Consider the following 13,863-nt stretch of genomic DNA (forward strand, 5'->3'; position numbering starts at 1 on the left):
CGTGAGCACCACCGAGCTGGAAGCCGGGACCTACGAGGTTCTCCGGAACCGCCTCCAGTCGCAGGCCAAGGCCCTCGCGGTCGCGACGGAGGAGATCAACGGGCAGCGGCTGCGCGTCTTCGGCGGCGCGGAGCTGCGCCTGCTCGGCACCGAGCGGATCAGGACCGAGAACAACTGCGTCCCGAGGGACATCGTCTCGCTGGGCGAGGTGATGTTGTTCGGCTACAACGTCTTCATCGGGCTCAAGCCCGAGACGACCGTGGCCGACGTGTTCGCCGTGCACCGCTTCACCAGGGACGGGGACGCGTTCACGTTCGAGACCGGGAAGCTGGAGACGCTGGAGGAGCCGGCGTTCAGGAAGGACTTCGCGGAGCTGTACCGGTACTACAAGGAGACCAGGCTCCAGCAGCTGCGGCGGGTCGAGGGCAAGCTGCTGGCGGTGTTCCGGACGGGCCCGGCGGACACGCGGGTGCTCAGGTGGACGGTCAGCAACGGCGGTGTCCCGAAATATCTGGATAACAGGGGGGAGCGGGACCACGTCTTTCCCCCGTCCCACGACTTCGAATGGACGCCGGCCACCCGCGACGACCACGTGCTCGGCCGCCATCCGCACATCTCCATCCAGGGCGAGGTCTTCGTCGAGACGATCGGCGGCGACCTCACCATCAAGGTCGAGAACAACACCGAGACCGGCGCGGGCGTCTACACCGAGCCGGTCACCGAACGCCTCCAGTCGCTGGCCGACGCCGACGTCGAGTACGCCCGGGTCGGGCCGCTCGTCCTCATGCGGATCAGGCCGTACAAGGAGCCGGACTGGCGGCATCTGGTGTTCAACACCCGCACCAAGGCGGTGACCAGGCTCGACGGCATCGGCCAGTCCTGCCAGCGGCTGCCCGAGGACCAAGGGCTGATCTTCCCGGGCGGCTACTACCTGGCCACCGGGATCAGCAAGACCTTCGACACGGACGTGACGGACCTGGAGTTCGAGCGGGTCGTGCGCTCGCCCAACGGCGAGGACGTCCTGTACGTCTTCCACGCCCGGGGCGACGGCCGCTCGCTGCTGCTGCCGTACAACGTGATCAGGAAGGAGGTGGCCAACCCCATCGTCTGCCACGGGTACTCCCTGTTCGACGACGGCACGATGGTGGTCTTCCGCGCCCTCTCCGAGGAGCCGACCCGGGTCCACCCGATGCAGGTGTGGCAGACGCCGTACGTGTCCGACACCTACGCCGCCGCCCAGCCCGCCGGGACCGGGCCGCTGGAGCGCATCGGCAACGCCGAGCTGGTGCGCGGCATCTCCGACTGCCTGTCCGTGGCCCGCATGGTCGAGGAGATGGCGGCCTCGCAGGCCACGTTCGAGGCGCTGATCGCCGCCTGCACCCGCGCCGCCGACTCCTACCACTGGCTCGGCGAGCACGGGCTCGCCGCGCCGCTCGCCGACGTGCGCGCCACCGCCGAACAGGTGCTCGACGAGTACGAGAACGTCGAGCAGCTCACCCGCCAGGCCGCCGACACCCTGGCGGCGGCCGCCGAGGAGACCGCCCACCTGGTACGCCAGGCCGCCGCCGACACCCCCGCCACCGCCGACGCCTGGGTCACCACGCTGGCCGGCCTGCGCAGGCAGCAGGGCCGCCTGGTGACCCTGCGCGACGTCCGCTACCTGGACCTCGCCCGCCTGGACGAGCTGTCCGCCGCCCTGACCGCGGAGCTGGCCGCGACCGGCAGGCGCGCGGTCGCCTTCCTGGAGGGCGCGCAGGCGTTCACCGCCTACCACGCGGCGGTCGAACGGCTGGCCGCCGACGCCGCCGCGATCGCGACCGTGGCCGAGGCCGCGCCCGTCGCCGACCGGCTGGCCGAGCAGGCGGAGGGCCTGGAGGTGGTGACGGAGGTCGTCGGCTCGCTGGAGATCGCCGACGCCACGGTCCGCACGTCGATCCTGGGCCGGATCGCCGAGGTGCTGGCCGGGGTGAACCGGGCGCGGGCCGTGCTGGACGGGCGGCGCCGCGAGCTGCTGGGCTCGGAGGGCCGCGCGGCCTTCGCCGCCGAGTTCGCCCTGTTCGGGCAGGCCGTCTCGGGCGCGCTGGCGATGGCCGACACGCCGGACAAGTGCGACGAGCAGCTCGGCCGCCTGATGCTCCAGGTGGAGAACCTGGAGGCGCGGTTCGGCGAGTTCGACGACTTCGCCGCCCAGCTCGCGGGCAAGCGGGACGAGGTCTACGAGGCGTTCTCGGCCAGGAAGCAGACCCAGCTCGACGGCCTGGCCCGGCGGGCCGACCGGGTCTTCGCCTCGGCCGAGCGCATCCTGGGCAGCGTGACCAGGCGGCTGGCGTCGCTGGGGTCGATGGACGAGGTCAACACGTACTTCGCCACCGATCCGATGGTCGGCCGGGTCCGTACGGCGGCGGCCGAGCTGCGTTCCTTGGGCGACGCCGTCCGGGCCGAGGAGCTGGACGGCCGGGTCAAGGCGGCCCAGCAGGAGGCCGGCCGCGCCCTGCGGGACCGGCTGGACCTGTTCACCGACGGCGGCGAGACGCTGCGCCTCGGCCGTCATCTGTTCGCCGTCAACACCCAGCCGATCGACCTGACGCTGGTCCCGCACGACGGCGAGATGCACTTCGCGATCACGGGCACCGACTACCGCGCGCCCGTGCCGGCGTCGTTCGCCGACACGCGGCCGTTCTGGGAGCAGTTGCTGGTGTCGGAGACGCCGGAGATGTACCGGGCCGAGCACCTGGCCGCCTCGCTCCTGGAGTCCGCAGGGCCCGGCGCTCCCCTGGCCGACCTGGTACGCCAGGCCGCCGAGCAGCGCTACGACGAGGGCTACGAGCGTGGCGTGCACGACCACGACGCGATCCTCGTCCTGGAAAGCCTGGTCCGCCTGCGCGAGGGCGCCGGCCTGCTGCGCTATCCGTCCGAGGCCCGCGCGGCGGCGCAGCTCTTCTGGGCCTTCGGCACGGACGAGGTTTCACGTAAAACATTGGCCACCAGGGCCGCCTCCCTGATCCGCGCCCGCGCGGTCTTCGGCCGGACGCCCGCCCTGGAAGAGCTGGCCACCGAGCTCGGCACCCGGATCGCCGCCTTCTCCCCCGGCCAGGACACCGGTGAGAACACGGCCGCGCTGGCCGGCGAGTACCTGGTCGAGGAGCTGGGCGCGACGCCGTCCGGCTTCGTGACCGGCAAGGCGGCGCGCGACGTCCTCGACGGCTTCAGGCAGGCGCTCGGCCCGGCCAGGACCCGCGAGTTCGAGGAGGAGCTGGCCGCGCTCCCCCTGCCCGAGCGGCTGCAGCTCGCCCACGCCTGGATCGGTGCCTACCGCCAGGGCCCCGAGGTGGCCGAGGCCGTCGCCGTGCTCCTGTGCGACCTGCCCCGCCACGACTCCGGCGCGGCCGTCGAGGAGACCGTCGAGGGACTGCTCGGCGCGCATCCGCGGGTGCAGGACCGCAGGCTGCGGGTCAGGCTCGACGAGCTGCTGACCAGGGCACGCGCCTTCAGGCAGGACCGGGTCCCGGCCTACCGGGCCTACCAGCGCCGCCGCAACGAGCTGATCGAGCAGGAACGCCGCCGGCTGCGCCTGGAGGAGTACCGGCCCAAGGTCATGAGCGCGTTCGTCCGCAACCGGCTGCTGGACGAGGTCTACCTGCCGCTGATCGGCGACAACCTGGCCAAGCAGCTCGGCGCGGCGGGCGCGGGCAAGCGCACCGACCAGATGGGCCTGCTGCTGCTCATCTCACCGCCCGGCTACGGCAAGACCACGCTGATGGAGTACGTCGCCAGCCGCCTCGGCCTGGTCTTCGTCAAGGTGAACGGCCCGGCGCTCGGCCACGGCGTCACCTCGCTCGACCCGGCCGACGCGCCAGACGCCACGGCCAGGCAGGAGGTCGAGAAGATCTCCTTCGCGCTGGAGAGCGGCAACAACACCCTGCTCTACCTGGACGACATCCAGCACACCTCGCCCGAGCTGCTGCAGAAGTTCATCTCGCTGTGCGACGCCCAGCGCCGCATCGAGGGCGTCTGGAACGGCCGGACCCGCACGTACGACCTGCGCGGGAAGCGCTTCGCGGTGTGCATGGCGGGCAACCCGTACACCGAGTCCGGGCAGCGCTTCCGCATCCCGGACATGCTGGCCAACCGTGCCGACGTGTGGAACCTGGGCGACGTGCTCTCCGGCAGGGACGAGCTGTTCGCGCTGAGCTACGTGGACAACGCGCTGACCTCCAACCCGGTGCTGGCCCCCCTGTCGGGCCGCGACCGGGCCGACGTCGAGCTCCTGGTACGCCTGGCCAAGGGCGACCCGGCCGTCCGGCCTGACCAGCTCAGGCACCCGTACGGCAAGGCCGAGCTGGAGCAGGTGCTCGGCGTGCTGGGCAAGCTGGTGCGGGCGCAGGAGGTGGTGCTGGCCAACAACGCGGCCTACATCGCGTCGGCGTCCCAGGCGGAGGCGTCCAGGACCGAGCCGCCGTACCGGTTGCAGGGGTCGTACCGGAACATGAACAAGCTGGCCGAGCGCATCGTGCCCGCCATGAACGACGAGGAGCTGGAGGCGGTGATCGACGACCACTACCTGGGCGAGGCGCAGACCCTCACCCAGGACGCCGAGGCCAACCTGCTCAAGCTGGCCGAGCTGCGCGGCCGCCTCACCCCCGCCCAGGCGGCGCGCTGGGCGGAGATCAAGGCGGCCTTCCTCAGGGCCAGGGCGCTCGGCGGATCCGGCGACGACCCGATGACCAGAGCCGTGGGCGCCCTCGGCCTCCTCGCCGACCGGGTGAGCGAGGTGGGCACGGCCATCAGGGAGTCGGACCGCTGAGCCCGGCCGTCAGCAGGTCCGGCCGGTGAGGGTGGCGGGTGCGAGCTCCAGGTGGGTGCCGGTGAAGGCGGCGCGCAGGCGGCGGTCGTGGGTGACGACCACCAGCGCCCCCTCGTAGTGGGCCAGCGCCTCCTCTAGCTGCTCCACCAGCATCGGCGACAGGTGGTTGGTCGGCTCGTCGAGCAGCAGCAGGTCCACCGGGTCGGTGACCAGGCGGGCCAGCTCGACCCGGCGGCGCTGCCCGAACGAGAGGTCGGCCAGCCGCCGCCGCAGGTCGTCCGGCCGGAACAGGCCCAGGCCGAGCAGCCGGTCGGCGTGCTCGTCGGGGCTGCCCGGCCGTCCCTCGGCGAAGGCCGCGAGGACGGTACGGTCCAGCCGGGCCGCCCGTTCCTCCTGGCGGAGCAGACCGGCCCGCCCGGTCCGGCGTACGGTCCCCGCGTCGGGACGCAGCTCGCCGGCGAGCACCCGCATGAGCGTGGTCTTGCCCGCGCCGTTCGGCCCGGTGACGAGCAGCCGCTCCCCCCGCCGTACGGCGAGCCCGTCGATCCGCAGCCGCCCCGACACCCGCACCCCGTCGAGCACGACCACCATGGGCCGCTGCCCCGTCCCGCACACGTCGTCCTGGGGCCGTTCCGGCAGGCGCACGTCGGCGGGCGGCGGGGGTGTGATGGTGGCGGTGAAGCGGAGCGGCACGGGAGGCGGCGGGACCGGGTGCTCTTCGAGCCATCGCATCCGCGCGTGCGACTGCCGGACGCGCCCGGCGGCGCCGTGCGTACGCGACCGCGCCCGCCACGCGCCGGTGCCCATCCCGGCCTTCGCCATCACGCGCGGGACGGCCGCCAGCCGCCCCGCGTTGGCCGCCACCAGCCCGGCGTGCCGGGCCAGCTCGGACCGCCACTCCTCGTGGGCCCGCACATGCGCGGCCCGTTCGGCGGCCTTGGCCGCGAGGTAGCCCGAATAGCCGTCGCCGTAGCGGCGCACCCGCCCGTCGGAGACCTCCAGGATCACCGTGGTGACCCGGTCGAGGAACGCGCGGTCGTGGCTGATCGCGACGACCGTGCCGCGGTGCTCGCGCAGGTGCTGTTCGAGCCAGGCGACGGCCTGGTCGTCCAGGTCGTTGGTCGGCTCGTCGAGCAGCAGCAGCTCGGGCGCGGCGGCCAGCGTCGCGGCCAGGGCGAGCCTGGACCGCTCGCCGCCCGACATCGTCGCGACCGGGCGGTCCCGGTCCAGGCCGGGCAGGCCCAGGCCGTGCAGCGCGACGTCCACCCGGGTGTCGGCCTCGTAGCCGCCGCGCGCCTCGAACTCGGCGACGGCGGCGGCGTAGGCGTCCAGGTCGGTGCCGGCGAGCGCGCGCATGCGCGCCTCGATCTCGCGCACCTCGGCCAGGGCCAGATCGACGACGTCGGCCACGGTCGCGTGCGGCGGCAGCTCCAGCGACTGCGGCAGGTGCCCCACGCCGCCGGGCGCGACCACGGTCAGCTCGCCGTTGTCCGGACGCTCGACGCCCGCCATGAGCCTGAGCAGCGTGGACTTGCCCGAGCCGTTGTCGCCGATGACCCCGGCCTTCTCGCCGGGCCGGACGGTGAGCGACACACGGTCCAGGACGATCCGGGTGTCGTAACGCTTGGTGATCTCGTTCAGCGCCAATTGGGCAGCGGTACGCATAGAGGCTCCACCTCCTTGTCTCAACGCGGATATGACCGGTACGAGGCGCGGCGGAGCGGTCGGCTCAACGCGTGTGCGCCTCGGGCGTGAGAATCACAGGAAGCAGTAACCCATATCGGCCGACACCGTAGCCCATAAGCGGACTTATGTACAGCCCCTTATTCGGCTATTCGGCGCGCAGCTCGGTGGTGGCCGCCCGTTGCAGGGCCGTGGAGCGCCGGAGGAAGTCGACGATCAGGGCCAGCTCGTCGTCGGTGTAGCGGTCGTACAGGCCGGACATCGCGGCCACGAACGGCTCGAACAGCTCGCCGAAGCCGGCCAGCCGCTCCCAGTTGATCTCGACGATGACCCGGCGCCGGTCTTTGGTGTCGCGGACCCTGCGGACCAGCCATTTGGCCTCCAGCCGGTCGATCAGCCCGCTAACGGAGGCCGGGGCGAGGCCCGTGTGCTGGGACAGCTCCCCCGCGGTCAGCGGCCCGTGGCGTTGGAGCAGGTCGAGGGTCTTCTCCTCGGTCATCCCCAGGCCCAGCCGCTCGCCCATGGCGCTGTGGTACATGACCGCGGCGTTGCTGCTCTCCCGGCCTGCCTCGACCAGTTCGTCCAACAATTTCTTTCGATGCTCCGAAATATCTCTGGACATCCCGCCACCTCTGCTCATATATTTCGTTCGGCCGAACGAAAGGATACCAGCATGAAGGCTCTGATCATAGGCTGCGGGATCGGCGGGCCCGTCACGGCGATGGCCCTGCAGGCGGCCGGCATCGACGCCGAGATCCACGAGGCGTACCCGCGGGGCGCCGAGAACGTCGGCTCGTTCCTCAACCTCGCCTCCAACGGCCTGGCCGCCCTGCGCGTGCTCGGCGTCCACCGCGAAGTGCTGTCGTCGGCCATCCCCACGCCGCGCATGGTCATGTGGAGCGGCACCGGCAAGCGCCTCGGCGAGGTGGCCAACGGCCTGCGCCTCGACGACGGCACGGTCAGCCACACCGTGCTCCGCTCCGACCTCTACGGCACCCTGCGCGACGAGGCCGCCCGGCGCGGCGTCCCCATCGCGTACGGCCGGCGCCTGGTCTCCTACGACGACACCGGCGACCAGGTCGTGGCGACCTTCGAGGACGGCACCTCGGCCACCGGCGACCTGCTGATCGCCTGCGACGGCGTGCACTCGCGCACCCGTTCACTGCTCGACCCCGGCGCGCCCGGCCCGCGCTACAGCGGCCTGTACAGCTTCGGCGGCATCGTCAGGAACACCGGAAACGACGGCTTCGACGGGTTCGGCGGGTTCGGCGGCGAGCCCGGGGTCTACAACATGGTCTTCGGCAAGCGGGCCTTCTTCGGCTGCACGGTGACCGAGTCGGGCGACACGTGGTGGTTCGCGAACCTGCCCAGGCGGTTCGGCGACGTGCCCGCGGACTGGCGGCCCGTCCTGGCGGCGGCGTTCGAGGGGGACGCGAACCCGTCGGCCGACCTCGTCCGCCGCGGCCCCGTGGGCCCGGCGCTGCCGGTGTACGACCTGCCGCCGGTGCCCGTCTGGCACCGGGGCCGTGTCCTGCTCACCGGGGACGCCGCCCACGCCACCTCGCCCAGCTCCGGCCAGGGCGCCTCGCTGGCCGTCGAGGACGCGGTCGTGCTGGCCAGGTGCCTGCGCGAGGCGAAGGGTCATCGCGCGGCGTTCGAGCGGTTCGAGGCCGAGCGGCGGCCCAGGGTCGAGCGGGTGGTGGCCTACTCCAGGACGATCAGCAACAGCAAGGCCGCGGGCCCGGTCGCCCGGGTCTTCCGCGACCTGATGCTGCCGATGTTCCTGAAGCGGAGCGCGAGCCAGGAGTCACTGGCCTGGATGTACCGCCACCAGGTCGGCCTGTGACACCGCGGCGGCGGAGGCGGGCAGCAGCGGCAGCCGCACGTCCGGCGTCGGGATCAGGCCCCTGGCGTGCAGGACGCCCTTGATCACGGTCGGGTTGGGCTCGGCGAAGAGCGCGCGGGAGACCTGGGCCAGCCGGTGCCCGAGCGGGCGCGCGGTGGCCACGTCACCGGCCAGCCAGGCGTCGACCAGCTCGACGAAGCTCCTGGTCAGCACGTGCGCCGAGGCCAGGATGCCGCCGGAGGCGCCGAGCGCGAGCAGCGGCGAGACGAACGCGTCGTCGCCGCCCAGCACCTCGAAGCCGTCGGGCAGGTCCGCGAGCAGGTCCACCGTGTCCTGGTCGATGCCGCCGGCGGCGTACTTGACGCCCGCGACGTTCGGATGCTCCCCGATCGCCCGCAGCGTCGCGGCGCCCACGGCCTGCCCGGTCCGGTAGGGGATGTGGTAGATCACCAGCGGCACCGGTGACGCCTCGGCCAGCGCCTCGAAGTGCGCGATCACGCCGCGCTCGCCGGGCCGCAGGAAGTACGGCACGGTCACCAGGGCCGCGTCCACCCCGGCGGGCAGCTCGCGCAGCGCCGCGGCGGTCGTGCGGGTGTCGTTCCCGGTCACGCCGACGGTCAGCAGCGCCCGGCGCTCCGCGCACACGCGTACGCAGGTCTCGACCACCAGGGCCCGCTCCTCGGGGTCGAGGGCGGCCACCTCGGCCGTCGTCCCCAGCGCCACCAGACCGGCCGCGCCCTCGTCCAGCATCTGCCGGGCGAGCTTCTCGACCGCGTCGGCGGCCACCTCCCCCGACGACGTGAACGGCGTGACCAGCGGTACGTGGATTCCTCTCAGCATGCTTCGAGCCTGCCGCCCGCAGACCTGTTAGGTCCAGTTCGGATTTCTTCGTTCAAGCTTAAGATGGACTTATGCTCGATCCTCGCAAGCTCCACCTGCTCCGCGAGCTGGCCAGGCGCGGCACGATCACCGCCGTGGCCGAGGCGGTCACGTTCACCCCTTCGGCGGTCTCGCAGCAGCTCAGCGCCCTGGAACGGGAGGCGGGCGTGCCGCTGCTGGAACGCACCGGGCGCACGGTCACGCTCACCCCGGCCGGGCTGCTGCTGGTCGAGCACGCGCAGGCCGTCCTGGAACAGCTCGAACGCGCCTCGGCCGCGCTCGCCGCCGCCCGGGGCGGGCCGTCGGGGCCCCTGCGGATCGGCGCGTTCCCGACGGCCACCCGCGTGCTGCTGCCGCCCGCGCTCGCCCGCCTGGCCGCGGACTGTCCGGGGCTCGAGCCGATGGTGGCCGAGATCGACCCCGCCGACGTCTCGGCGGCGCTGCGGGCGGGCGAGCTCGACGTCGCCCTCGTGCACGAGTACGACTTCGTGCCCCCGGTCACCGACGCCTCCATCGAGACCGAGCCGCTGTTCACCGAGCCGATGTACCTGACCGACCGCGCCCGCGTCCTCGACGCCCGCGACGACCCGTGGATCATGAGCAAGCCGGGCACGCTCTGCCACACCATGGCGATCAGGGCCTGCCAGGCGGCCGGGTTCGAGCCTCGGGTCCGGCACCACATCGACGACTTCGACACCGTGCTCGCCTTCGCCGCCGCGGGTCAGGGCGTCGCGCTCGTGCCCAGGCTGGCGGCGCTGACCCCGCCGGACGGCGTCTCGCTGACCCGCCTGCCCCTGAGCCGCCGCACGCGGGCCGCCTTCCGCCGCGGCTACGGCGACCACCCGGCGGTCCGCGCGGCCGTCGCCGCCTTCCACACGGCCGCCACCACCCTCCCCCTCTGACGTCCGTACCCGCCGGTCCTCCGGGCTAAGGGGCGGGCCTGCCGAGCAGGCCCTCGGCGAGGGCGGCGAAGCTGCGAGCGAGCCGCGCGCTGTCCCCCGCCCGCAACCGGCTCGCGATCGGCTCCATGTGCAGGGACCCGAGCAGCAGGTGCGCGATCTCGTCCGCGTCCACGTCGGGCCGCCCCTCGGTGATCAGCGCGGTGACGTGCCGGTGCCAGCCGGCGTAGATCGGGTTGGTCTCGCGGGGTTCGGACCTGCTGGTCGCGACCGCGTGCTCGTGCGCCGCCACCAGGTTGCCGTTGCGCGCCGCCAGCTCGGCCACCGCGCCCAGGAAGGCGACCAGCCGCTCGACGGGCGGCGCTCCGGGGCCGAGCGGCGGCGGGCCCTCGGCCACCGCCTTGTCCAGCTCGCGGGCCCGCTCGCTCATGAGCTCCCGCATCAGACCCGTACGGCTGCCGAACCGGTGGAACACCGTGCCCTTGCCCACGCCGGCGGCCACCGCCACACGCTCGACGGAGACCTGGTCGGGCGGGTGGCGGCGCAGCAGTTCCTCCGCCGCCCGCAGGATCGCCCGCCTGTTGCGCGCGGCGTCGGCCCGCTCTTGACGTTCCATCCGGTCATTGTTGCCCATGGACAAACTTGACCAGCGGTCCATATATTAACTGGACCAATGGTTCAGATGCAGACGGGAACAACCATGCGTGCCATCCAGCTCGACGCGACCGGCGGCCCCGAGACCCTGCGGCCGGTGGACCTGCCCCGCCCGCGCCCCGAGGCGGGCCAGGTCCTCGTCCGCGCGCAGGCGATCGGCGTCAGCTACGCCGAGACGCAGATCCGCTCGGGCGCGCTGCCGTTCCCGCTGCCGCTGCCCGTCGTGCTCGGCGCGGAGGCGGTCGGCGAGGTCGTCGAGACGGGCGAGGGCGTGGACGGCGGCCTGCTCGGCACCGTACGCGTGGGGGTGACCGGCGGCCTCGGCGCCTACGCCGAGTACGTGGCCATGCCCGCCGCCATGACCTGCCCCGTACCCGAGGCCGTGACGCCCCTGGATGCCCTGGCCGGGGCCGCGCCCGGCGCGATCGCCCTCGCCCTGCTGCACCGGGCGCGGCTCGGCGGCGAGGAGACCGTGCTGGTCGAGGCGGGCACCAGCGCGGTCGGCGGCTACGTGGTGGCGCACGCCAAGGAGTTCGGGGCGGCCCGGGTGATCGCCACCGCGGGCTCGCCGGCCAAGCGGCAGCGGACCCTCGATCTCGGCGCCGACCAGGCCCTGGACCACGGCGACCCGGGCTGGCCGGACGCGCTGCCGGACATCGACGTGGCCTTCGAGTCGATCGGCGGCGTGTCGGCCCGGCGGGTGCTCGACCGGCTCGCGCCCGGCACCGGGCGGATGTTGTTCTACGGCATGCTGAGCGGCGAGCCCGCCGCCGTCACGGCCGCCGACCTGATGGACCGGGGCGTGACCGTCATCGGCTGCAGCGGCCCCGGCTGGGCCGGCCAGGTGTTCGGCACGCACTATCCCGAGATGCTGGCCCGGCTCGGCTCAGGACGCAGCCGGGCCGTCGTCCACGAGACCCTGCCGCTGGCCGAGGCGGCCGAGGCCCACCGCCTCCTGGAGTCGCGCGCGGTCACGGGCCGCGTCCTGCTGGTCCCCTGAGCGGCTCAGCGGTCGAGGACGGCGTCCAGCACGGCCGTGGCGCTGACCTGCTCCGCGTTGTAGTCGCCGGCCGTCACCGCGACGACCAGCTCCTCGCCGGCCAGCACGAGCAGCCGCTGGCCGCCGTTCCCGATGGCCTCGGTCCACGGCCGGTCGCCGGTGTTCACGTACCACTGGTAGCCGTAGCGGAAGTCGCCGTCGATGACGACGCGGGGCCGCGTCATCTCGCGCACCCACTGCTCGGGGACGATGCCCAGCCCGCCGCCGAGCACCAGCCGCCCGAGCGCGGCCAGGTCGAGGGGCCGCAGCCGCAGCCCGGCCGCGGCCATCGCCACGCCGTCCGTGCCCTTGACCCACTCGGTCCGGGTGATCCCGAGCGGCTCGAACAGCGCCTTCGCGGCGTACTCCGCCAGCGGTACGCCGGCGCCCCGCTCGATGAGCCCGCCGAGCAGGGCCGAGGCGCCGCCGCAGTACCGCCATCGCTTCCCGGCCTCCTCGACCACGGGACGCTCCAGGATGAACCGGTACCGGTCAGGAGCGAGCTCCATCGCGATCTCGCTGTTGGCCGGGCTCGTGTACGGCAGGTCCTCGTTCCAGTCGATCCCGAGCGTCATGGTGAGCGCGTGCCCGACGGTGAGGTGCGCCCGGCCCGGATCGGCCACCAGGTCCGGATATTCGGGGAACTGCTCCACCAGCCTCGCGTCCGGCGGCGGCACCAGCCCGTCGCGCAGGGCCACGCCGTACAGCAGCGCGACCACGCTCTTGGTGACCGACCGCACGTCGTGCGGCGTGTCGCGGTCGAACACGACGTGCCGGGGCTCCTCGGTGATCCGCTGGTCGACGCCCGCGCCGTAGTGCTCGACGACGACCTCGCCGCCTCGCATGACCACGACCGCGTGCAGATTGGGTGCCGTGCCGGCGTTCAGTACCGCCTCGACCCGCTCCGCCATTCCCATGATGACCTCCTAAGCCCGGGGGACATCCTGTCGTACCGGCCCACACGATGTCAGGGTCAAGGGCTGAGAACGTCCTCAGCGTCTCTCAGGAGCGGCACAGCGGCGCGGGAGCAGGCTTGGTCCCATGGAGCAACTCGTGAACAGCCCCGCCGTCAGCCAAGGTCTGCGCAGGGTCGAGGCCAGGATCAGGCGGCTCAGCGGCTCGTCCGCGCTGCCGGGGATCAACGCGGGCGCCGGGCGGATCGTCAGCGCCGGAGGCAAACGGTTGCGTCCGGCGCTGACGCTGGCGACCTCGCTCGCCCTCGGCAAGGCCCCCGACCGCCGGGTGATCACGGCCGCCGCGTGCGTCGAACTGATCCACGCCGGCTCGCTCGTGCACGACGACCTCATGGACCGGGCGACCGAGCGGCGCGGCACCCGTACGCTCAATGCCGAGCTGGGCGAGGGCAAGGCTCTGGTGATCGGCGACTTCATGCTGGCCAGGGCGGGTCTGGCGGCCATCACCGCGGTGTCCAGGCCGGTCGCCGAGGTGCTCGCGGCCACCGTGGTGGAGCTGGCCGAGGGCCAGTACCTGGAGACGAGCGACCTGTTCAACCCGGCCAGGACCAGGGAGAGCGCGCTGCGTTCGATCACCGGCAAGACCGCCGCGCTGTTCCGGGCCGGCTGCCTGGTGGCGGCCGTCTGCGCGCGGGCCTCCGCCGAGGACCGGGCGCGCGTGTCGGCGTACGGCGAGAAGTTCGGGCTGATCTTCCAGGTGCTGGACGACCTGCTCGACCTGACCGCCTCCAGCGCCCAGCTCGGCAAGCCGGCCGGCAACGACCTGCGGCAGGGCGTCTACAGCCTGCCGCTGCTCCTGTCGGGCACCGACCTCGGCGACCTGCTCGGCCGCGACATGAGCGACGAACAGGTGGACGAGGCGCTGCGCCGGCTGCGCGCGGGCGACCTGGTGGCCAACACGCTGGAGTTCTGCCGCGGCCTGGCCTCGGACGCCCTGGCCGCCCTGCCGGTGATCCACGACAAGGAGATCGCGACCCTCCTGTACGGCCTCCCGACGGCCTACATCGACCACGTCGCGGAGGTGTCGTCGCAGTTGACGGGCGTCAGTTGAGATTTGTTGGAACAATTGGTAGGAATCGCTCCCA

10 protein-coding genes are annotated in these 13,863 nt (G+C 73.0%); 5 read left to right on the forward strand and 5 right to left on the reverse strand.

Going from position 1 to position 13,863, the window contains the following annotated elements:
* Position 1: 1 nt before the first annotated feature.
* The gene (locus ABZ459_RS23565; protein WP_357973776.1) at positions 2–4,804 is read left to right on the forward strand and encodes a DNA repair ATPase; all 4,803 of its coding nucleotides are present in this window, start codon (positions 2–4) and stop codon (positions 4,802–4,804) included.
* A 9-nt stretch (positions 4,805–4,813) separates the two neighbouring features.
* Here ABZ459_RS23565 and ABZ459_RS23570 read toward each other — a convergent pair whose 3' ends face one another.
* Positions 4,814–6,469, reverse strand: coding sequence for an ABC-F family ATP-binding cassette domain-containing protein (locus ABZ459_RS23570; protein ID WP_357973779.1), 1,656 nt, complete (start codon positions 6,467–6,469; stop codon positions 4,814–4,816).
* A 166-nt stretch (positions 6,470–6,635) separates the two neighbouring features.
* Positions 6,636–7,076: a MarR family transcriptional regulator gene (locus ABZ459_RS23575; RefSeq protein ID WP_357973782.1), complete on the reverse strand. Its 441-nt coding sequence runs from the start codon at positions 7,074–7,076 to the stop codon at positions 6,636–6,638.
* A gap of 84 nt (positions 7,077–7,160) precedes the next feature.
* Here ABZ459_RS23575 and ABZ459_RS23580 point away from each other — a divergent pair, with 84 nt between their 5' ends.
* Positions 7,161–8,333 (forward strand): NAD(P)/FAD-dependent oxidoreductase, encoded by a 1,173-nt coding sequence (locus ABZ459_RS23580; RefSeq protein WP_357973785.1) that lies wholly within the window; start codon positions 7,161–7,163, stop codon positions 8,331–8,333.
* Here ABZ459_RS23580 and dapA read toward each other — a convergent pair.
* Entirely contained in the window at positions 8,295–9,173 is an 879-nt protein-coding gene (gene dapA, locus ABZ459_RS23585; RefSeq protein ID WP_357973788.1) for a 4-hydroxy-tetrahydrodipicolinate synthase, read from the reverse strand. The two genes, ABZ459_RS23580 and dapA, sit on opposite strands and share 39 nt — an antisense overlap.
* A gap of 71 nt (positions 9,174–9,244) precedes the next feature.
* Here dapA and ABZ459_RS23590 point away from each other — a divergent pair, with 71 nt between their 5' ends.
* Positions 9,245–10,114 (forward strand): LysR family transcriptional regulator, encoded by an 870-nt coding sequence (locus ABZ459_RS23590; RefSeq protein ID WP_357973791.1) that lies wholly within the window; start codon positions 9,245–9,247, stop codon positions 10,112–10,114.
* Positions 10,115–10,139: 25 nt separating this feature from the next.
* Here ABZ459_RS23590 and ABZ459_RS23595 read toward each other — a convergent pair whose 3' ends face one another.
* Positions 10,140–10,727 (reverse strand): helix-turn-helix domain-containing protein, encoded by a 588-nt coding sequence (locus tag ABZ459_RS23595; protein ID WP_357973794.1) that lies wholly within the window; start codon positions 10,725–10,727, stop codon positions 10,140–10,142.
* Positions 10,728–10,811: 84 nt separating this feature from the next.
* Between ABZ459_RS23595 and ABZ459_RS23600 the strand changes: the two genes are divergently transcribed.
* Positions 10,812–11,765, forward strand: a complete 954-nt coding sequence (locus ABZ459_RS23600; RefSeq protein ID WP_357973797.1) for a zinc-binding dehydrogenase — start codon at positions 10,812–10,814, stop codon at positions 11,763–11,765.
* Between the two features lie 5 nt (positions 11,766–11,770).
* Here ABZ459_RS23600 and ABZ459_RS23605 read toward each other — a convergent pair whose 3' ends face one another.
* Complete coding sequence (locus tag ABZ459_RS23605; protein ID WP_357973800.1) at positions 11,771–12,721, reverse strand: serine hydrolase; 951 nt, start codon at positions 12,719–12,721, stop codon at positions 11,771–11,773.
* 124 nt (positions 12,722–12,845) lie between these two features.
* Between ABZ459_RS23605 and ABZ459_RS23610 the strand changes: the two genes are divergently transcribed.
* Positions 12,846–13,829, forward strand: a complete 984-nt coding sequence (locus tag ABZ459_RS23610; RefSeq protein WP_357973803.1) for a polyprenyl synthetase family protein — start codon at positions 12,846–12,848, stop codon at positions 13,827–13,829.
* Positions 13,830–13,863 lie beyond the last annotated feature (34 nt).

This window comes from Nonomuraea sp. NPDC005692 (genome assembly GCF_040631115.1).
GTDB lineage: Bacteria > Actinomycetota > Actinomycetes > Streptosporangiales > Streptosporangiaceae > Nonomuraea.